This is a genomic window from Acetobacterium sp. KB-1 (genome assembly GCF_003260995.1).
Lineage (GTDB): Bacteria > Bacillota > Clostridia > Eubacteriales > Eubacteriaceae > Acetobacterium > Acetobacterium carbinolicum.
In genome coordinates this window covers 3,632,454-3,652,174 of record NZ_CP030040.1, presented here as the reverse complement: position 1 = coordinate 3,652,174, position 19,721 = coordinate 3,632,454, and the positions used below count along the sequence as shown (strand labels likewise).

The following is a 19,721-nucleotide window of genomic DNA, read 5'->3' as shown; positions in this document are numbered from 1 at the left end:
CGATCATAATGATGAATATTGCATGCCCTTTTCAGGCACTGCAATACTCACTTTCTACTAAATTGTCGTCATCCTTAATTAAATATGAATAGCCTGTCCCACTACCGCATGCGCTGCTTCCATCATCGCTTCTGATACCGATGGGTGGGGATGGACAACCTGGGCAATCTCTGCTGCGGTAAATTCAAGATCAATATAAGCAGTCGCGGCACTGATTAATTCCGTCACGTGGGCTCCGACAAGATGGGTTCCCAGTATCTCACCATATTTTTTGTCGGCAACAATCTTTACAAAACCCGTTGTTTCATTCATTGCTACGGATTTCCCATTTGCTGCCAACGGGAATGTTCCCACCTTGACATCATAGCCTGCTTCTTTGGCCTGTTCTTCGGTTAATCCAACACTGGCTACTTCGGGATAAGTATAGGTACATCTTGGCATATTTGAATAATTAAATTGCTTAACTGGTTTCCCCAGAATTGCGTGAACAGCCGCCAATGCCTGAGTTGACGCAACATGAGCCAGGGCCAGTTTTCCAGTCATATCGCCAATGGCGTAAATGGTCGGACAGGTTGTCAGTAAATGATCATCTACCTGTACTAATCCCCGCTCGGTCAGTTTCACGCCTGCTGCTTCCAGGCCAATATTCTCAACATTTGCCCGAACCCCAGCCGAAACAAGAATTTTATCACATGGGATTGACTCGGTTTTTCCTTTTTTCTCAATAACAAGGTTGAAACCATTTCCTTCAGCAGCTACAGAAACAACTTTACTATCAACTTTTACTTTTATGTCACGTTTTTTGAATGCTCTTTGAATTTCTTTTGAAACATCGGCATCTTCGTTTGGCAAAGCTCGAGGCAGCATTTCAACAACGGTTACCGCAGCCCCATAACTGGCCCAGATACTGGCAAATTCCATACCGATCGCCCCCGCTCCGACGACCACAAATCGCTCTCCCGGTTTGACTTCGCTCAATTCAAGGGCTTCTCGCGAGGTCATAATGTTAGGATTACTGTAATCAAATTGGGGAATTTTAAAGGCGCGAGCTCCGGTAGCAAGAATGATATTTTTTGTTTCGAAAATTTCACCAGTCGGCATCACTTTCACCCTGGTTCCAGTAATTAAACTTCCTTCACCCGGTATCACCGTCACGTTATTTTTTTTCATCAAACTTTTAATGCCCATGGTCAGTTTGCCACTCACTTCGCGACTGCGTTTCTGAGCCACTGAATAATCAGCTTTTATTTCATTGGTATTCAGACTGATTCCATATTTATTGGCTTCTTTTACCGTTCGGAGGATTTCGGCGTTTTGAACCAGTGCTTTTGTCGGTATACAGCCCCAATTTAAACAAACCCCTCCCAGATCGGCTTTTTCAACGAGTGCGGTGTGAAGGCCATGCTGGGCAGCATAAATTGCTGCCACATATCCCCCCGGACCGCCGCCGATAACAATTAGATCAAATTTATTCATCATTTATCTCCTGTTATGAATCATGCGTCAAGTTTAGCTCGCCCTGAACCGCTTACGGTTGTCTACATTAAGATTTTCATCGGGTCTTCTAACAGTTTTCCGATATAGGATACAAACTGTGCGGCATAATCCCCATCAACAATACGGTGATCAAAACTCAAAGTAATATTCATCATTGGACGGATGACGATTTCATCATCAATGACAACGGCTGACTTAATCGTTGCTGCTAACGCCAGAATCCCACATTCAGGCGGGTTAATCACTGCCCGAAAACTTGAAATTCCACGAGCACCAAGATTACTGATCGTAAACGTTCCCCCCGACAAGTCCCCTTGACTATTCGCTTGTTCTTTGGTACGGCTAACCAGGCCGGCAAATTCTTTTGCCAGTTCAACCACCCCTTTAGCGGCAACATTTTTAAGAACCGGCACCATCAAGCCTCGATCGGTGTTAACCGCAACGCCAATGTTGATATCTTCCATTTCGTAAATTTCCGTGCCATCAGCGGCCAGCTGCGTGTTCATCAAGGGGTATTCCTGTAAAGCCCGGGAACAGGCTTTGGCCACCATCTCATTGAAACCGACCTTGATATCGGCGATTTCATTCACCCGTTTGCGCCACTCAATGGCTTTGCTCATATCAACTGCCACCGTGAGAGCTGCCCATGGTTTTGTTACCACACTTTCAGTCAGCCGATTACCAATTTTTCGGCGCATGCCGTCATAAGGAGTTATTTTTCTGATTCCAGTTGCCGGCACAACCGTTGTTGCCGCTACGGCTGGTATGGCAATTGTTGGCGACTCTGAAATTACTTCTGGTTCATTTTCGTAAGCAAGAATATCAGACTTTGTGACGCGGATCCCCGTATATTTAACTTTAGCCAGATTGATCCCCAAATCTTTGGCCATTTTTTTAGCTAATGGTGAAACCGGAACCCGGTCTGTTGAGGCTGTTTCTGTCACCTCAGCTGATTGAACTGGTGCAATATCCACCGTTTCTATTGGTGCTGCCACAGCTCCGCCGCCACTAATTTCAGCGAGTAGACTATCAATATTTTCACCGGGAGCACCGACAATTGCCAGTGGTTTATGGCATTCGACGTTATCGCCCACTTGGGCAATAATTTTTAAAACGGTGCCCGTCTGGTCGGCCGGAATGTCCTGAACGTCTTTATCTGTTTCTGCAGCCAAAGCCATTTCACCAAATTTAACTTCGTCACCCTCGTTTACATACCATTCCGTGACCGTACCGTCAGTCATGTTAACGCCGATCTTTGGCATATTCATTAATTTTGCCATAATAAACACTCCTTCACAATTTATTCAAATGTTTTCCGTACTGCTGCGATAATATCTTCTTTTTTAGGTGTGCACATCGCTTCCAGACCTTCATTGTATGCTACTGGAGAGTTCTTGCTGCCAAGACGCTGAGGTGGTGCATCCAATAAATCAAAACCACGGTCAATGATTTCACCGACAATTTCGCCAGCAATAGATCCGCGAAGTGGTGCTTCGGTCACAACAACAACACGACTTGTCTTCTTGATCGATTCCATCACGGTATCATAATCCAACGGCAACAGCGATCGCAAATCGATGACTTCACAACTGATTCCATCTTTTTCTAATTCTTTAGCTGCTTCTTCTGCCACATAGGTCATATAGGAATATGCCACAATCGTGCAGTCGGTTCCCGTTTTGCGAATCGCTGCTTTTCCGATTGGAACCAGATATTCACCATCTGGAACTTCACCTTTTACTGAATAATTACGTTTATGTTCAAAGCAGATAACCGGTCCGTTATCACGAATGGCCGATTTAAGCATCCCTTTCATATCGTAGGGGGTAGACGGCGTTATGACCTTTAAGCCCGGTACATGGACAAACCAGTTTTCGTTGTTCTGTGAATGCTGAGCAGCGACGCCACCACCGACACCAAAAGGCGCCCGGATAACAATCGGCACGTTTGCCTGTCCGCCGAACATATAACATGTTTTTGCCGCCGTGTTGACAATGTTATCCATTGGCAGCGTGATCCAGTCGGCATATAATATTTCAACTAACGGACGCATCCCGGCAATCGCCGCGCCAACACCAAGACCCGTGAATGCGGCTTCTGAAATAGGGGTATCGATGACCCGTTTTTCGCCGTATTCATTCATTAGACCTTTTGTTATACCAAATGGATTTCCGCGCAGTCCTACATCGCAACCCATGATAAATACGTTTTCATCCAGGGCCATTTCTTCCCTTAATGCCTGAGTAATAGATTCTCTAAGTGTAATGATTGACATAATCTTTATCTCCTAATCTTCGTTTTAATAAGCTCACTAATTAATACAGTGTCTACTTGATAACTTCGCCATCAGTGTAAATGTAATCATAGAAAGTATCAGGAGAGGGTTCATGGCATTGCGTATCTGCGTATTCGATGGACGCCTCGACCTTTTTCATTGCTTCTGCTTCAATCGCTTCCAGTTCTTCCGGTGTGGCAAGCTTGTTTTTTACCATAAATTCGCCCATTCGTTTAATCGGTTCAATTTCCCAGTATTTATCACATACTGTCATATCACGGTACCAGCTATCATCAGTTGCATGATGTCCCAACATTCGCATCGTTTTACATTCAATAAAGGTCGGTCCTTCGCCCGCGCGGGCACGCTCAATGGCGGCTTTTGCGGTTTCCCAGATTTGATAAATATTATAACCATCACAGCGATAGCTGGGTATGCCAAAGCCTGTGCCCCGTTTGTAAAGATCAGGTTCACCGGTTATCCGGGCATAATCGGTAGCAATTGCCCATTGGTTGTTTTCGCAGACAAAAATCACCGGGAGTTTCCAGGCCGCGGCCATGTTCATCGATTCCGAAACGGAACCGGCATTGGCACCGCCATCGCCAAAGAACACAACGGTTACATCATCTGTTCCTTTGATCCAACTTTTTAACGCGCTGCCAACTGCTGGTGCTACTGCCGCTCCAACAATACCACTGGCACCAAGCATCCCAATGCTCATATCGCTGATGTGCATTGAACCACCACGACCCTTGTTATAACCTTCTTCTTTGCCAAACAATTCAGCCATCATCTTATTGATATTGCCACCTTTAGCAATTAAATGACCGTGGCCACGATGGGTAGAACCAACATAGTCTTCTTTTTTCAATTGCGTAATAATAGCGGTAGCTATCGCTTCCTCAGTAATATAAGGATGATAGTATCCGTGAACCTTATTCGCCATCCAAAGTGGCTTCACTGCTTCCTCAAACTTACGCATGAGCCACATGATACTATACATTCTGATTTGCTCGTCGCGATCCAGTCCTTCTGGACTATACATTTCTGCATAAGCATCAAATTCTTTTTTGAGTTCTTCAATACATTTGGAATCTTTCATTATTATTCTCCTCGTATTTTAATCATCGTTCACCAGTTTAATCATCAATAACTTGGCAGCAGACATTATTTTATTAATTCTGTTAGTCCCTCAGACTAAAGAATTGGATGTGTTGCTTCACTACTTTTTTCAATCCTTCTTTGGTAAAGGCATCCAGTTTAAGCGGATCATTCTGGTCAGGATTCATTTTTGTGTAGGTTACCATCCCCTGACAATATGCAATTTTAATTGCCGTTGAAATATTAACCTTTGAAGCCCCTAACGCAATCAGTTTATGAAACATTTCATCGGTTAATCCGGTACCGCCATGAAGCACCAATGGGCAGGATGAGAATTGATTGATTTCATCAAATAGATCATAATCGATATTGATTTCACCGGTGTAGACGCCGTGAGCCGTTCCCACGGCTGGCGCGAAAGCATCGATTCCGGTTTCTTTTAAAAAAATATGGCAATCTTCCGGCCGCGCATGGGCAGAATTTCCGGCTATTACCACAATATCATCTTCAACGCCGACAATAGCACCCAATTCACCTTCAACTGTCACCTTTTTATTTTTTGCATATGTTACAATTTCTTTGGTGTTTTTAATATTTTCTTCCAAAGTCAACTGCGAACCGTCATACATCACCGATGACCAGCCGCCATCAATGCAGGCTTTTGTAAATTCAACATCTGTCGAATGATCCAGATGGATCGCCACGTTCACCGTTGCATTCTCAGCGATTGGTTTTAAAAAACTCATCATTTCTTTGATCCCAAAAGCTTTTACCGTTTTTACCGATGTTTGAATGATAATCGGTTGTCCAAGTTCCTCAGCCGCTTCAACTGCCGCCTTCGCAGTAAGGTAATTAACGATATTAAACGCCCCAACTGCATAATGATTCTTTCTTGCGTCGCCAAGAATTGCTTCCATATTCACATAACTCATGATCATCACCTCTTTTCAAATAAATTTTCACGACATCATACATGAATATAATGGGTCATGACCACCTAGAACGAGCATAACATACTCCGTTTGAAAAATATATCATCTCTAATAACTTTTATTATTTTTGTCCATTAGCGGCATTCATAAATCGACGTTGATACGATACAACTTGATTGCAGGAAGTAAACCTTGCCAGGTATTTTGGCTCCGCCGTAACAACAACGCGGTGAACAAGGTCTTCAAATTCTTTTTCAACCAACAATTTGTCAATGTCCGGATAATTTAATTCACCTTCCATACTACAGATAATGAGTCTTGTGTCATCCAAATTCGTGTTTTTAAAAAGTCTTAAATTATGTCGCACACTATCTAATCCATCTGAGCCTTCAGGATCATCAAAGTGACGATATTTTAACATGTCTTCAGCCATTTTCTTAACCATCAGCAAGTCCATTTGAGTCTGATCCATATTCAGATAATCTTTTTCTAAAAACATATTCTGGATATTTTTTATAAATTTCAGATCACCCGTTGCGTTAAATTGCTTTAAATTCAGCGCCATGCTTTCTGATTGCATTAAGCGATGCCGAATGAAGCTGTTTACGAAATATGGTTTTGCCTGTAACGCTAGCGCCGTCTGATAGGGTTCAAACATCAACGTAAAGTTCACCCTAAAACCATGTTCTTTGAGCATCAATGCCAGATTATGACCTCGGAAAGCGCCTTCCGTTGTCACATCCGTGAATGATTTGCCAAGCTTTTTATTTCCCGAAAGAAGTTCTGAAACGTTTACATTTGTGATCGGTCCAGTGTGTGGAACTTTTATAACCACTCGATATTCGGAAAGCATTTCCCTGAATTTCTCGGCTTCTTCCAGAAGCTCAGTATCCGACTTACCAAACGGATCATTGAGTTCAACACTGATGTCTGCTCCCGGTCCCAAGATCCGCCCGATTTCCTCCATTACTTCATCCCGTGTTTTGTATTGATTACCAATATTAGCCTTCGGGTTGTTGATAAACAAATCGTAGATAATACCAGGATTACACGTTAGATTAGCAATCATTTTACTGATCGGTTTTACCTCGTATGGGTTGGCAGAATCAGCTGAAAAAAGTACATTGGTTGGTCGTTTTTTGCCATTTTTATCATAAGAAATATCGCGGATCAAATCAGCTCTCAAGATCCCATTAGATTCCAGCCGATATTCTACCCGAAATCCCTCGGGGGTCTCATTTTCCGGCGTTCTAAATGTCGAAATAACTTTACTGAATTCCTTGGTTACGCCAATTTTTTTTACATGTTTCTTTAAAAAATCATATTCTCCTAAAGGCAAATCAAAATCAAGGACGCGATTAACATCGCTCTTTTGATCATCAATTAGTGAAACATCATCATTCAATAAGGTATTCAAGGTACAACTGACAGTCTTCATTATTTTTCTCCTCTAAATTTATTGTTATTATTTTTGAATCACATTTAAAATCCGGTCTACGACCTTTTCCCAGGTAAGACCGTAGGCATCCAGTAATTCGCGGTAGGGGCCGGTATTAATGGAGCCATCGGTAATACCAACAATATGAATCGAATTACCCTGTTTAACTGGACCCAATACTTCCATTACAGCACTGCCAAAACCGCCGATTTGCGAATGCTCTTCTAATGTAAATAAATATTTTGCGTCTTTATATGCGTCATATAGGAGCTCAGTATCCAATGGTTTTACCGTTGTAAAATTCAGAACTTTTACGCCATATCCCATTTCATCCAAGATTTTTCCCGTCATTAGACCATCAACCGTCAATGTTCCCGAAACTGCGATCACAATCTCATCTCCAGTATTCATTAACACTTCGCCTTTTCCCAATTTGAAATTGCGTTGCGACACTTCTAACGGTTCTGCCATCGGGTGGCGCGGCATTCTGATATAAACGGGCCCCCTGTGTTTAACTGCTTCCCGTAATGACATTTCGACTTCATATCCGTCACCGGGATTTAAGACCACCATGTTCGGTATGACGCGCATCAGTGCCAAATCTTCAATCGCCTGATGGGTTGATCCCAGTGCTGAATGTGACAAGCCGCTGCTGGAACCGATTACTTTTACATTCATATTAGCATAACCTAAATCGTTACGAACCTGCTCAAAAGCACGCATTGAGATGAACGGTGCAATCGCTGAGACAACCGGAATAGAACCACCTTCAGCTAACCCGGCACAAACACCAATGGCATTCTGTTCGTTGATCCCGACCTCTAAATATTGATGTGGCAACGCCTGCTTGAAGGGGTTCATACCCGATCCTGCTCCTGAATCACAAGACACCGCCAGAATACTCTCATTCTCTCTACCCAGTTCTAACAATACTTCCCCAAATACATCCCGTGGATTTCGCTGTTTAACTGTCATTTTATCCATCCTTTATCATTTGCATATCGTTCAAGCGCGTCCAGTGCATCTTTTGATTCCTGCGCATTTTTACCAGGATTCCAATGGTGATATTTCACATTTCCCTCAGCAAAAGGCATCCCTTTACTTTTAATGGTGTTTGTGATCACCATACTTGGCTTCCCTTTTTGAAAAGGGATCGCTTGAAAGGTATTTGAAAGCTCCTCAATATTATGGCCATCGATAACTTTAACCGACCACCCAAATGCAGAATACTTTTCCCTCAAATCACGGGTGTCTAAAACATCGCGGGTACTGCCATTAATTTGAAGACCGTTTCGATCAATGATACCAACTAGGTTGTCCAGGCCGTGATGACTTGCAAACATTGCCGCTTCCCAATTAGATCCTTCACCTTGTTCGCCATCCCCCATCAGAACAAAAACACGATTTTTTTCACCTTTAAGTTTTGCATTTAGAGCCATCCCAGCACCAATTGGCAAACCGTGTCCCAATGCACCAGAGCTAAAATCAACGCCATTGAATTTCTTCATGTCGGGATGACCGGGTACTTTTGATCCTAACTGATTGTATGTTTCCAAGACATCAGCTTTTTCAAATCCCTTTTCAATCAGGGTTCCATAAAGTGCCAGACATTTGTGACCCGCGCTGAGAACAAACCGATCACGACCGGACCATTTGGGCTCATCAACTTTGACATCCATAATATCAAAATACAAGGTCGCCAGAATATCCGTGCAAGACAATGATGGGCCAGCATGACCATCACCATTATTAATTACCGTGTTAACAATGTGTTTCCGAATATCAAATGCTTTTCTTTCGATGGTTTCTATTTGCATTGAACTCTCCTTAAATATTTATGTATAGCTCATACAAAAACAACAAACATTTTTGCAATTAACTAATACCTGTAATAATCGAGACAATTTTTCTTTAAAACGAAATTTTTCAAGATTAGGTCGAATAGCCTTGTCACATCAGTAGTGGTCATGACCAGTCCTTATATGTAGTATAGCATGGTTTGCTCTTTTGTCAATTTATTTTTCAAAAATGCTTGACTTTTATTTTTCAGTTATTGTTTCCTACATCTAAAGTACTTACGGGAAATTTTGATTTACAAGTTGATTCTGTCCAAAGATGAAAAGTCAAATCAAATCACACCAAACACTTTTAACGCAAATTTTTATAAATATTCAAAAATACTATGTCAAGTTTTGACAGAACAGGATATAATGTATTAAAGACAAATATCAACAAATCTTAGGAGGATACGAAATGGGCTTAAGATACTCGAGTAAAGTAATCGATGGAAAACTAAATATTAGAAATGATTATATCCAAACCGAGGGCGGTGATTTTCAGAAGCTGACAAAAAACTGGATTATAAAGGCCTACGAAAAAGCACAAGAACTTAATGACCTTGAATCAATGGAAAAACTGGAGCAACTAAAAATTGATATCTGGATTCCAGGGGAAAACAATGAGCTGGGAAAAAACGTGAGTTGGAGCTTAAAAGATGAGTTATAAATAATTCACGATCTGCTCTAAGCTTAGAATTATTTTTAATCAAACTAGTTTAACTCTCCATTAATTGGGTATTTTATTAAGATATAAATACTTAATAGGAGGGTTTTTTTATGAGACAAATTATGGGGATTCAGGTTGGTAATCGCGAAAGCGAAGCATTGAAGGTACAGGAATTGTTAACCAAAAATGGATGTATTATTAAAACACGTCTTGGTTTGCATGAATCTTCTGAAGAATTGTGCAGTATAACCGGACTGATTATTTTGGAGTTCTTGCCCGACAAGGAAGACGACATCGCCGTTATGGAAAAAGAATTAGCTGCCCTTAATACAATTGTAGTCAAAAAAATGGTTTTCTAGAACTCAAAAAAAGTTACTCAATTATGACTACAATTGGGTAACTTTCTTTGAAATAGAAGGAGTTGAAATGATCGACTTTAAAGCTTCACGCTTCATCATTACTGACAAAAAAAGCACTCTCATGATTCAGAAGAGTATCCAAGCTATGCTAAATGATCAGGAACAGGTGGTAGAATTTTATGTAGCGGATCGATTCCCTTTCCCTTCTGAGGTATTGTTTACCTCTAAACGGATTATTATTTGTACCTATGAAGATCCTGAGCTTCCAATTTTCACTTTTCTACCCTACTCAAAGTTTATTGCTTTTTCTGTAAAAAACTCAAATAATTATGATTTGGAAAATGAATTAGAATTATATAATTACTTTGTTGATAAAATTTCCTTCGAATTTCCAGGTAACTACAACTTAAGCCTCATTATTAAATTAATCGGCAATGCAATCGGTTAGGGTGTTGTGCTGCACCCTAACGTGATTTTTTCATCCGTAAGTACCACAAAAATATGGCGTATAGCAAGTTTGATCTACCAAACCTGCTATACGCCATCTACTTGAGCTACATACTATTTACTTGACATATAAAAGTGCTTTCACGATAATGCAAAGGCATATAATTTAATATTTTTTGACACTTGATCAATAAACTTTGGAGGTTTTATTCCTGCACAGCTTCTAACTCATCTTCTGTGACTGTATCTTCTAATCGCATTTCATTTATCAGCAATACAATTTTATCCGCTTCAATTTCTGATTCAATGCCTTTGGGATAATTAATATCGCCAACACAGATTTTGTCGTTTAAATTAAGATCCGTTACATCGATTTCAAGATAATCCGGTATATCCTGTGGCAATCCTGTCACAAGAATTTTGTCCATTTGCTGCACAAAATTTAGTTCTCTTAATTCGATTGCTTCCCTGCCGATTATTTTAATATTAAGATCAAACTTAATGGGTTCGGTAATCGATACCTCCTGAAAAACAACATTTAAAATTTCACCTTTAATTGGCGCATGTTGAATTTCTTTTATCATTGCAGCATATGATTCCTGCCCCTCAAGATCAAGCGTAAATAAATAATTCTTCCCATATTTATGAATGTTTTTTACTAATTCATCTTTACTTATTTTTACTGAAACGGATTCCAGACCTTTTCGATTGATCGCACCGGGAATATAACCAATTTTCCTTAGTTTTTTTCCTGCACTGCCACTCATTTTTTCTCTTTTTTCTATTGCAATTGTTACTTTTTCGTTCATATTATTTTCTCCTTTTAATAAACTCTCACATCGTATTGTTCGTATTGTCTTATTTGATAACTATCAATTAAGATCCTGCCAAATTATTCATATTAATGTATTTCTACTACGTTCTTTTAATTATACCAAACATATGAATCAATATCAAGTTTTTTAAGAAAAAAGCAACAGTACGCTAACAATGCCCTGCTCATGGGCTTCCCAAAGATGCCACCGACCAATAAAGCAGGTATCAAACTCTCCCTGAAACAGGTATTCTAGAACATACGAAGGAAGACAGACGTAAAATCCAGTTCAGAAAAACCCATTATCTTATTACATTTTATTATATCAGACGTTGGCTGAATTTTTCGTCAACTTCTTTTTATCAGAAGCTACAGAATGTGTTGTTGTAAAGTCTCAGCTGAATTTTGAGCCGGGAAAATTGAGTAAATAGCATTCAAGCACAAAATTAAAATAAGCGTTCTAATGAATAATTTTTTATATAAATCAAATTATACAATCTATCCCCCTTCTTATTTTTTCGACAGCTTCTATCGCATTGTAAGAACTCCTGACTAGAGATGAACTTGCTACAAACTTTATTCCTTTACTTTCTCCTATTTCTCTATAAGCATCAAATTTTTCCTGCGTAATGTATTCTTTAACACCGATGTGTTTTTTACTTGGTCTTAAATATTGTCCGATTGTTAAGATATCACAATTTATTTCGACTAAATGGTCCATTACTTTGTACACTTCTTTTTCAGTTTCTCCCAGCCCAACCATAATTCCAGTTTTACTTATAATATTTGGCGCCTCATCTTTTATATGTTTTAGTAAAATCAATGATCTAAAATACTGAGCACTTGGTCTTACCGAGTGATATAGAGATGGAACTGTTTCAAGATTATGATTAATTACATCCGGCTCTGCTAGTATTATTTTTTCGATATCTCTCATGTTTCCCTGAAGATCTGGTATCAATACTTCAATTGTCGAATCAGGCATAACTCTTTTTACTGCACTAATGGTTTTAGCAAAATGCAATGCCCCGCCATCTTCTAGATCATCACGGGTTACTGAAGTTATTACAATGTGTTTTAGACCAATTTCTTTTACAGCCGCTGCAACATTTTCTGGTTCAGCTAGATCCAATGGTGAAGGCTTTCCAGTAAAAACTGCACAATATCTGCAGTTCCGTGTACAAATATTGCCCATAATCATAAATGTTGCAGTCTTTTTCTTGTAACATTCTCCCATATTTGGACAAGCGGCCTCATTGCATACGGTATTCAGGGACAAATCGGTTAATATTTTATTCATTTTTGAAATTGATTCCATATCATAACTTCGTCTTAATACTACTGGTAACTTTTCTTTCATTTTTTACACTTATATAATGAGAATTTAAACTTCTCCCTATATATTCCTTATTTATTCAATTAAGACTTTTTTTAAAAGCCCATAAAATCTCAACCTAGGATTAAACAGTTTCAAACTTTGTGAATACTTCTTTTATGAACATCATGCAATGCTTCCATGATTCCTTCACACAATGTCGGATGCGGAAAAATTGACTGGCCAACCTGTTTCGCTGTTAATCCAAGATCAATCGCTAATGTTAATACTTGAAGCATATCGGTTCCATGTGCTCCGACAATCTCTCCACCGATGATTTCATCTTTTTGATTCACAATAACCTTTACAAAACCCGTCGTTTTGTCTGAAGCTTTCGCCTTACCAAGTCCGGCAAAATTATATGAACCGATTGTATAAAGAATGCTCTGATTTTTAGCCTGCTCTTCTGTCATTCCCACACATGCAATCTCCGGATCAGTGTATACGCAACGAGGAACCGCTTTATAATTGATCTCGATACCATCTCCGCAGATATCATCTACCGCGGTTAATGCTTCTTTTGACGCGACATGTGCTAATTGTGGAGAATTAACAATATCACCAATGGCATAGATACCCTCAACACTGGTGCGCATCTTTTTATCCACTTCAATCAACCCACGTTCCGATACCAAAATATCTGTATTTTCAAGTCCTAAATCAACCGTAAATGGCTGTCTGCCGATTGAAATCAATAGCTTTTCTGCTTCAATTGCTACGCCATCTTGAAGTATTACTTGAACCCCCGACTCCGTTACATTTACTGATTCAACCTTTTTCTTTGTGATGACTTTGATCTTTTCTTTTTTAAATTGACGTTCCAGCTGTTTAGTAACATCATCGTCTTCGAAAGGCAGTAAATGTTCCATTAATTCGACAATCGTAACCTCAGTTCCCATCCGTTTCAAAAATTGACCAATTTCACAACCGATAACTCCACCGCCAACAATAATAATTGATTTCGGCTGTTCATCCAGTTCCAGAATTTCATCACTCGTTACAACACTGTTTTTGTTATAATTTAAGAATGATGGTTTACTCGGTACTGAACCCGTTGCCAGAATAATTTTATCAGTTGAAATTTCTTCTCGTGCCCCATCAGTTTTATGAACAATGACTGTGTTATTATTCTTAAGCTGACCAATGCCATTAATAATATTGACACCATTGGCCTTCATTAAATAATCGATCCCATTGATCAAGCCGTTCACTACCGCATTTTTCCGATCAAATGCATATCCGAAATTATTACTGACTGCTTGTGTTTCTATTCCAAAAACTGAAGCTTTCTTTACCGTTGCTAAAGTATCCGTCACAGCTAGTAGTGCTTTTGTCGGTATACAACCTTTGTTTAAACAGGTTCCTCCCAATTTTTCCTTTTCAATGAGGATAACCTCACATCCACGTTTAGCGGCATAAATTGCTGCTTCATAACCTCCGGGGCCAGCTCCAATCACTACAACTTTCATTATTTCTCCTCTTTAAGTCAAGCACCAATTTTAGGATACTTGCATATTATTTTTAATCAAATAGTTCGAGTAACTTACTTATCTTCAAGTCCCATTTCTACTTCCGTTACCTTTCCTCTGACCAGTTCCTCGGATAAAAACATCTGCCCACAGATGGGACAGGTTGGGACCTTAGTACTGAAATTAAAGCCCAGATATGAAAAATTATTTGTGTGCATTTCTAGCGGGACATTGCATTTCAGACAAATCAATGTCGAAATTTTTTCAATTGCACTCATCGGCTGTCCTCCTCTATAATGAGGCGGTGACTATAAACAGTTTCCAGCCTGATCCCATCTCTTTCAGGCTTGTACATTACCCAAAAAGTGATGTTTCCATCCTGGTGATGACCTACAAAATTGCCTGCTGACATATCCATGATCTTTTTCCCTGTTGACTCGCAATATTCGATCGTTCTCTGAACATCTTCCATCAGAATGAAATTTCTGTCCATTTTGTCATAAACTTCTGGAGCAATGAATACCTTGATATTCTTCTTGATCTGCTTATCTTCGGGCTTTATCTTTATTGCTTCTTTCTCTATCTGAAGCACCTTTTTTAGCTTAATTCGGTTTTCTCTGCGCTGAGTCAGTGTCGGCGGCTTTCTGGCTGCTCTGGCCTCGATATCATTGCCGAATAGCAGATCAAGAATGTGAACTGCTGATTTGCCAGCTGCTGCAAAAGTATCTCGACAATTGATACAGTAGGTAACATAATCATTCGATGTCGCTTTCACCCGGATATTCACAATTTTATCAAAAAGGGACCGGTTTACAGCCTGAATCTGTCCACCGTATCCGCAACACTGAGCCCACTCTGAACTGTAGGGCATTTCCTCCAGCTCGTAGCCTGAATTTTTCAGAATAATTCTTATACTATTCTGGGCTTCAGGATCATAACGACTGGCACAGGGGTCAAATACGGTCATCTTTTTACATGCAGCGATTTTTCTGTTTGCACCGTTTTCTTTCTCTGCCATCACACGCCAAAGTGACTGCACCTGAATTTCGGGAAGATATTTCCCGAACATTTTTCTGCAGGATGGACAGGCCAGGATTACTTCCGGTCTGCCCTGATCTTCCCAAATATTTTTGATTCCATCAATCACTACCGAATGTTCTTTTTCTCTACCTGCCCATTCGGCCGGAGCACCACAGCATCCGATCATCATTGCGGGTTCGTCCTCAAGATGCTTTTTTAGATAGGTATAGGCATTTATGACATAATCCGGATCAGAGCCTCCCAGCTGACACCCTGGAAAAAAAAGATAGCTGCTTTTATCACCGCCATTGGCATTTATCGTCATAAAGGCTGCTTCCGAGTTGGAAAATTCCATGTCCCTCATCCAAAAATCGTGAAAAGCCGGTGGCAGTTTTCCTCCTTTATGAAGAGTTCTTCGACTGGACATAAACAGTTCTTCAAAATCAAGGTTTTCCGGACATACCTCTTTGCACAAACCACAGCCATTACATGAGTTGATCTCCCGGGAAGCAACATTTGTTGTGAACGCTTTCACGATGTTCATCGAAGCCTCAACGTCATCGATGAGTTTTTTAGGATCTTTTTCAAAAAACGACAGCATCTCACAGGATGTCATACACATATCGCACCCGCATTGGAGACATCTCTTTGCTTCTGCAATCGCTTCCTGCTCAGTATATGATTCAAGATTTCCAGGCACTATCCGCTCTTCCATCACTACTCCGCTAATATCCACACTCAGTCGTGATGGAACTACCTCATCACAGCCCGCAGCCCCGCCCATTGTTCCAATCTTGAGATAGGATTCAATGGATTGCGCTGCACGAATCCCTTCCCGTATGGAAATCAAAACAGGACTTCCGATTCCCTGCATTGCACTTTTGCTGCCAAAAACACCATTCATCAGTGTTCCCAGAGAAACCGGGTCAAATCCTTCATCTAAACCAAAAGCATTGCCCCCCCGTCCCGTTGCAATGTAAAGAGCATCAAATTCAATTTCATCAAAAGTGCTTATTCTTGTGTCTAAATATAATTTGATGCCGTCTTCCTTGATGATTTGTCCTAATTCTTTTTCAATAATCGAGATCGGTATTAGACCTTTTGATTTCCTTAAGTTTCCTCCTAAGCCATGTTTTTCTTCATAAAGATGAACATCGTAACCTTTTCTAGCCAGTTTGACGGCACAGCTCAGTCCCCCAAGTCCCCCACCGATAACGGCAATACATTTTTTCTTTCGGGAGATATAATATCCTGTACTTTTTTTTGTGGCAGTGTAATCACAGCAAGCTTTCTCAAGCATTTTTACCGATACTGCTTGATCTATTTTTTTTCTTAAACAGACAGTTTTACAGGGTTCGTCACAAAGTCTACTAACGATTTCCGGAAAGAGCACCTGATTTCTGTAATATTTATATGCCCCCTTGAAATCTCCTGAAGTAATCCTAGCTATCATTTTTTTTACATCAACACCGAGGGGGCACTGGTTAGTACAAAATACCGGCTCATCTCTGGTGCATTTTTCTTTTAAATTTTCGAGTTTCGTCATATCCATAGCAATGTCCTCATCAGTTTAATTTCAAGGAATTCATAATAGCAGCATTATAAATTAATGTATTGCCACTGTTATCTCGTCAAAATATTAATTCATCTTTAGTGGATTACCCTACAATCACTGGGTTTGCTTTAATGTAATCAATTGTCTCGTGCAAATCAGAACCAAGGAAATATTTCTTTTCTTCTATTTCACGGCCTTCAGCTTTCGCTGCTAACAACGCCTTTACCTTTTCTGGTCGGGCTGGCAATTCTTTAATTCTCACGCCGCAGGCATTGTAAATGCCATTAATAACAGCAACATGAGGCGAACTCTGAAAAGCTTCTGCACAGCCAGACGAACCATGAGGTCCTGACGGTCTCGGCGTTTCGATAAATTCAGCTGTCATATTATCTGGTATTGTATTAATGAATGGAAATCCGCTGCCAATAAGACTAGTATGTTTTTGAATATCCTCGTAATCCTCTGATAACGCCATCCCGATTCCGTGTTCCATTCCCCCAAAAGCCTGACCTTCAACTGCTAAAAAGTTACCAACCACACCAACATCGGCAATACATTTTATGCTCAGTACTTTGGTCTTTCCAGTAGCCACTTCAACCTCAACCTCTGCCATAAATACGCCGAAAGTATACTCAGCGGTGGGATTTCCCTGACCAGTATTCGGATCAAGATCCGTCGTATGTCCGGTCGTATCCGAGATTCCTAAATATTTTGTAGGAATTCCGGCACTGACCATTTCATCATAGGTTCGGTAAGTTCCATCTTCTTTACGCATGGCGTTCATCAGTTGCTCAGCCGCATTAATCGTTGCATTACCGGCCATGTAGTGGGAACGACTCCCCGCTGCCGGTCCAGTGATCGGTGCCAGGGCGGTATCATTCATACACAGACTGATCTGATCCGGTCGCAATCCCAGCGGTCTTAGTGCTTCATGGGTATGAGCAAGCGTACCAATATCTGCTCCCTGGCCCTGATCCTCCCATGTGTTATAATGCGTCACGGTTCCATCAGGATTGAGTCCTAACGCAACCTCGGCATGATCATTCGGGCCGCTGGTGACATTGTATTCTCCGCAGGCAATCCCCACACCTCTTTTTCGTTCAGGAGTGGATTCTTTTTTTGCGCTTTCTAATGCTTCCCGGTAACTGGGTCTCAGCTTATCCAAAATCTCAACCATCGGATAAACGTCGAATTGATTACCGTTCAGGCTTTCATCCCCTTCTCTGTAGACATTGATATAGCGAAACTCCAACGGATCCATGCCAATTTTTTCCGCCAGCATATCCATGAGCTGTTCCGAACAGGTATAACACTGAGGAGACCCAAACCCCCGATAGGCTGTGGAATTTGTATGGTTGGAAATAACCGTTTTGGAGAGACCCATGGCATTGGGTATGGTATAGGGAGCCCCCATGAAGCGAAGACCTTTTTGAACCAGTATGCCTGCTGTCTCGGTATAGGCGCCTTTATCATAAGCTATTTCATATTCGATTGCTGTCAGCTTTCCTTTTTCATCACAGGCAAGTTTTGCATTTGAGAAAGCTGGTGCACGCTTCCCAGTAATATGCTGATGTTCTTCATAGCTGAGCGTAACCGTCACTGGTTTTTCAGTAGCCATGGCTGCAACTGCCGCGATGGCCGGCATGAGTGGTGAAATTGCATATCCAAAACTTGCCCCTGTCGGATTTTCAATAATTCTAATATTCTCCACTGGGAACCCAATGCCGGCAGCGATAACTCCTTTTGTGAGGCCAAGTGCCAAACTCTTGCATTGTACCGTAAGTCGGCCTTCTTCGTCAAAATATGCCTGATTGGTATCCGGCTCAATGACAAGGTGTGGCTGACGTTGAGAATAGAAACTGCCTTTAACAACATGAGCCGAATTCTTAATCACTTCTCTGGTATCCTGACCTTTAACAATGGGTGCTTCGATATAAATATTCGGATATTCAGGATTGACCTGGGGTGCATCAATTGCCATGGTTTCAAGGATATTTAAATATTCTGGTAGTTGTTCATATGCAAAGGTTACTTTTTTTGCCGCTTCCCGGGCTTCTTTCTTGGTTCGTGCGGCAACAACAGCAATAATATCGCCGTATCTATATATCTTGTCTGACACTAAAATTGAATGATCAAATCCATTTGCCTTAGCCCATGGATTGGCAATTGGAAAGGTGATTCGATTAATTCCTTGAACATCTTTATGGGTTATTACTTTTTCGACTCCTGGCATCTTTTCTGCCTCCGACGTATCGATCGATACCAGTTTGGCATGAGAAACCTGTGCTATGACAACCGCAAGATGTAATGCATCCGGCATCTTCATGCCGATATCATCACCGTAATCACAGGTACCCGTTACTTTAGCCAAAGCCGCTGGTCTTGGATACCTTGTGTTATAGATTCTCCCATCTTCAGGAATATCAAAACTTAGCTCTTCCATGGTCATTTCACCACGGATTACTTTTGCCGCCGCCATTACGGCATCAACAAGTGGTACATATCCGGTACACCGACACGCATTACGATGCTTTTGAAACCAGTCTCTTACTTCCTGTCTAGTCGGATTATGATTGGTATCAAGAAGACCTTTCGCCGAAACGATAAATCCGGGGGTACAAAATCCACACTGTACCCCGCCATAAACGATCCAGGCCAACTGAAGAGGATGCAGGTTTGTTGGTGACCCGATTCCTTCAATTGTCGTAATTGCACTGCCGTCATCAATATTTTTCATTTTTTTTGCACAGGAACGAATAACCTTTCCATTAAGAATAACTGAACACGCGCCGCATTGGCCGGTTCCGCAACCTACCTTGGTACCCGTTAAACCAATGCGTCTTAAAACATCAGAGAGTGTATCTGATTCTTGATCACAAATCAGCATCCGTTCTGCGCCATTAATTAACAACATCATTTTTCTTTTAGCCATTT

General features: G+C 40.8%; 17 protein-coding genes. 3 read left to right on the top strand and 14 right to left on the bottom strand.

The annotated features are described in order from the left end of the window. Positions 1-78: 78 nt before the first annotated feature. The 8 genes from lpdA (DOZ58_RS16835) to DOZ58_RS16800 all read right to left on the bottom strand — a co-directional run bounded on the left by lpdA (DOZ58_RS16835) (position 79) and on the right by DOZ58_RS16800 (position 9,060). Positions 79-1,479: a dihydrolipoyl dehydrogenase gene (gene lpdA, locus DOZ58_RS16835; RefSeq protein WP_242988531.1), complete on the bottom strand. Its 1,401-nt coding sequence runs from the start codon at positions 1,477-1,479 to the stop codon at positions 79-81. Between the two features lie 59 nt (positions 1,480-1,538). Further along, positions 1,539-2,777, bottom strand: coding sequence for a dihydrolipoamide acetyltransferase family protein (locus tag DOZ58_RS16830; protein WP_111889356.1), 1,239 nt, complete (start codon positions 2,775-2,777; stop codon positions 1,539-1,541). Between the two features lie 20 nt (positions 2,778-2,797). Then, positions 2,798-3,772, bottom strand: coding sequence for an alpha-ketoacid dehydrogenase subunit beta (locus tag DOZ58_RS16825; RefSeq protein WP_111889355.1), 975 nt, complete (start codon positions 3,770-3,772; stop codon positions 2,798-2,800). 52 nt (positions 3,773-3,824) lie between these two features. Beyond that, positions 3,825-4,874 carry a thiamine pyrophosphate-dependent dehydrogenase E1 component subunit alpha gene (locus DOZ58_RS16820; RefSeq protein WP_111889354.1) on the bottom strand — a complete coding sequence of 350 codons (1,050 nt, stop codon included), beginning with the start codon at positions 4,872-4,874 and terminating at the stop codon, positions 3,825-3,827. Positions 4,875-4,956: 82 nt separating this feature from the next. Next, positions 4,957-5,805 (bottom strand): class II fructose-bisphosphate aldolase, encoded by an 849-nt coding sequence (locus DOZ58_RS16815; protein ID WP_111889353.1) that lies wholly within the window; start codon positions 5,803-5,805, stop codon positions 4,957-4,959. A 121-nt stretch (positions 5,806-5,926) separates the two neighbouring features. Then, on the bottom strand, positions 5,927-7,243 hold the full coding sequence (locus DOZ58_RS16810) for a transaldolase family protein (protein ID WP_111889352.1): 1,317 nt from the start codon (positions 7,241-7,243) through the stop codon (positions 5,927-5,929). 27 nt (positions 7,244-7,270) lie between these two features. Beyond that, complete coding sequence (locus DOZ58_RS16805; RefSeq protein ID WP_111889351.1) at positions 7,271-8,218, bottom strand: transketolase family protein; 948 nt, start codon at positions 8,216-8,218, stop codon at positions 7,271-7,273. Continuing rightward, positions 8,215-9,060, bottom strand: a complete 846-nt coding sequence (locus tag DOZ58_RS16800; protein ID WP_111889350.1) for a transketolase — start codon at positions 9,058-9,060, stop codon at positions 8,215-8,217. Before DOZ58_RS16800 ends, DOZ58_RS16805 begins: the two co-directional genes overlap by 4 nt. A 436-nt stretch (positions 9,061-9,496) precedes the next feature. Between DOZ58_RS16800 and DOZ58_RS16795 the strand changes: the two genes are divergently transcribed. The 3 genes from DOZ58_RS16795 (at position 9,497) to DOZ58_RS16785 (ending at position 10,555) form a co-directional block, all read left to right on the top strand. Beyond that, complete coding sequence (locus tag DOZ58_RS16795; protein WP_111889349.1) at positions 9,497-9,748, top strand: hypothetical protein; 252 nt, start codon at positions 9,497-9,499, stop codon at positions 9,746-9,748. A gap of 110 nt (positions 9,749-9,858) precedes the next feature. Continuing rightward, on the top strand, positions 9,859-10,107 hold the full coding sequence (locus tag DOZ58_RS16790; protein ID WP_111889348.1) for a hypothetical protein: 249 nt from the start codon (positions 9,859-9,861) through the stop codon (positions 10,105-10,107). Positions 10,108-10,174: 67 nt separating this feature from the next. Beyond that, on the top strand, positions 10,175-10,555 hold the full coding sequence (locus DOZ58_RS16785) for a PH domain-containing protein (protein WP_111889347.1): 381 nt from the start codon (positions 10,175-10,177) through the stop codon (positions 10,553-10,555). A 205-nt stretch (positions 10,556-10,760) separates the two neighbouring features. Here the strand turns inward: DOZ58_RS16785 and DOZ58_RS16780 are convergent, their stop codons facing one another. The 6 genes from DOZ58_RS16780 to DOZ58_RS16755 form a co-directional block, all read right to left on the bottom strand. Beyond that, positions 10,761-11,363 carry a 50S ribosomal protein L25 gene (locus DOZ58_RS16780; RefSeq protein WP_111889346.1) on the bottom strand — a complete coding sequence of 201 codons (603 nt, stop codon included), beginning with the start codon at positions 11,361-11,363 and terminating at the stop codon, positions 10,761-10,763. Between the two features lie 489 nt (positions 11,364-11,852). Next, positions 11,853-12,728: a lipoyl synthase gene (gene lipA, locus DOZ58_RS16775; RefSeq protein ID WP_111889345.1), complete on the bottom strand. Its 876-nt coding sequence runs from the start codon at positions 12,726-12,728 to the stop codon at positions 11,853-11,855. 110 nt (positions 12,729-12,838) lie between these two features. After that, on the bottom strand, positions 12,839-14,212 hold the full coding sequence (lpdA, locus tag DOZ58_RS16770; protein ID WP_111889344.1) for a dihydrolipoyl dehydrogenase: 1,374 nt from the start codon (positions 14,210-14,212) through the stop codon (positions 12,839-12,841). Between the two features lie 74 nt (positions 14,213-14,286). Beyond that, on the bottom strand, positions 14,287-14,490 hold the full coding sequence (locus DOZ58_RS16765) for a DVU_1557 family redox protein (RefSeq protein ID WP_111889343.1): 204 nt from the start codon (positions 14,488-14,490) through the stop codon (positions 14,287-14,289). Then, positions 14,487-16,784, bottom strand: coding sequence for a pyridine nucleotide-disulfide oxidoreductase/dicluster-binding protein (locus DOZ58_RS16760; protein ID WP_111889342.1), 2,298 nt, complete (start codon positions 16,782-16,784; stop codon positions 14,487-14,489). Before DOZ58_RS16760 ends, DOZ58_RS16765 begins: the two co-directional genes overlap by 4 nt. Before the next feature lie 106 nt (positions 16,785-16,890). Further along, positions 16,891-19,719 carry a molybdopterin-dependent aldehyde oxidoreductase gene (locus DOZ58_RS16755; protein WP_111889341.1) on the bottom strand — a complete coding sequence of 943 codons (2,829 nt, stop codon included), beginning with the start codon at positions 19,717-19,719 and terminating at the stop codon, positions 16,891-16,893. Positions 19,720-19,721: the final 2 nt, after the last annotated feature.

What these genes read in the sequence shown, in the direction of transcription:
- lpdA (WP_242988531.1), bottom strand. Translation starts at nt 1,479, where the DNA reads ATGATGAATAAATTTGATCTAATTGTTATCGGCGGCGGTCCGGGGGGA.
- DOZ58_RS16830 (WP_111889356.1), bottom strand. Translation starts at nt 2,777, where the DNA reads ATGGCAAAATTAATGAATATGCCAAAGATCGGCGTTAACATGACTGAC.
- DOZ58_RS16825 (WP_111889355.1), bottom strand. Translation starts at nt 3,772, where the DNA reads ATGTCAATCATTACACTTAGAGAATCTATTACTCAGGCATTAAGGGAA.
- DOZ58_RS16820 (WP_111889354.1), bottom strand. Translation starts at nt 4,874, where the DNA reads ATGAAAGATTCCAAATGTATTGAAGAACTCAAAAAAGAATTTGATGCT.
- DOZ58_RS16815 (WP_111889353.1), bottom strand. Translation starts at nt 5,805, where the DNA reads ATGAGTTATGTGAATATGGAAGCAATTCTTGGCGACGCAAGAAAGAAT.
- DOZ58_RS16810 (WP_111889352.1), bottom strand. Translation starts at nt 7,243, where the DNA reads ATGAAGACTGTCAGTTGTACCTTGAATACCTTATTGAATGATGATGTT.
- DOZ58_RS16805 (WP_111889351.1), bottom strand. Translation starts at nt 8,218, where the DNA reads ATGACAGTTAAACAGCGAAATCCACGGGATGTATTTGGGGAAGTATTG.
- DOZ58_RS16800 (WP_111889350.1), bottom strand. Translation starts at nt 9,060, where the DNA reads ATGCAAATAGAAACCATCGAAAGAAAAGCATTTGATATTCGGAAACAC.
- DOZ58_RS16795 (WP_111889349.1), top strand. Translation starts at nt 9,497, where the DNA reads ATGGGCTTAAGATACTCGAGTAAAGTAATCGATGGAAAACTAAATATT.
- DOZ58_RS16790 (WP_111889348.1), top strand. Translation starts at nt 9,859, where the DNA reads ATGAGACAAATTATGGGGATTCAGGTTGGTAATCGCGAAAGCGAAGCA.
- DOZ58_RS16785 (WP_111889347.1), top strand. Translation starts at nt 10,175, where the DNA reads ATGATCGACTTTAAAGCTTCACGCTTCATCATTACTGACAAAAAAAGC.
- DOZ58_RS16780 (WP_111889346.1), bottom strand. Translation starts at nt 11,363, where the DNA reads ATGAACGAAAAAGTAACAATTGCAATAGAAAAAAGAGAAAAAATGAGT.
- lipA (WP_111889345.1), bottom strand. Translation starts at nt 12,728, where the DNA reads ATGAAAGAAAAGTTACCAGTAGTATTAAGACGAAGTTATGATATGGAA.
- lpdA (WP_111889344.1), bottom strand. Translation starts at nt 14,212, where the DNA reads ATGAAAGTTGTAGTGATTGGAGCTGGCCCCGGAGGTTATGAAGCAGCA.
- DOZ58_RS16765 (WP_111889343.1), bottom strand. Translation starts at nt 14,490, where the DNA reads ATGAGTGCAATTGAAAAAATTTCGACATTGATTTGTCTGAAATGCAAT.
- DOZ58_RS16760 (WP_111889342.1), bottom strand. Translation starts at nt 16,784, where the DNA reads ATGGATATGACGAAACTCGAAAATTTAAAAGAAAAATGCACCAGAGAT.
- DOZ58_RS16755 (WP_111889341.1), bottom strand. Translation starts at nt 19,719, where the DNA reads ATGGCTAAAAGAAAAATGATGTTGTTAATTAATGGCGCAGAACGGATG.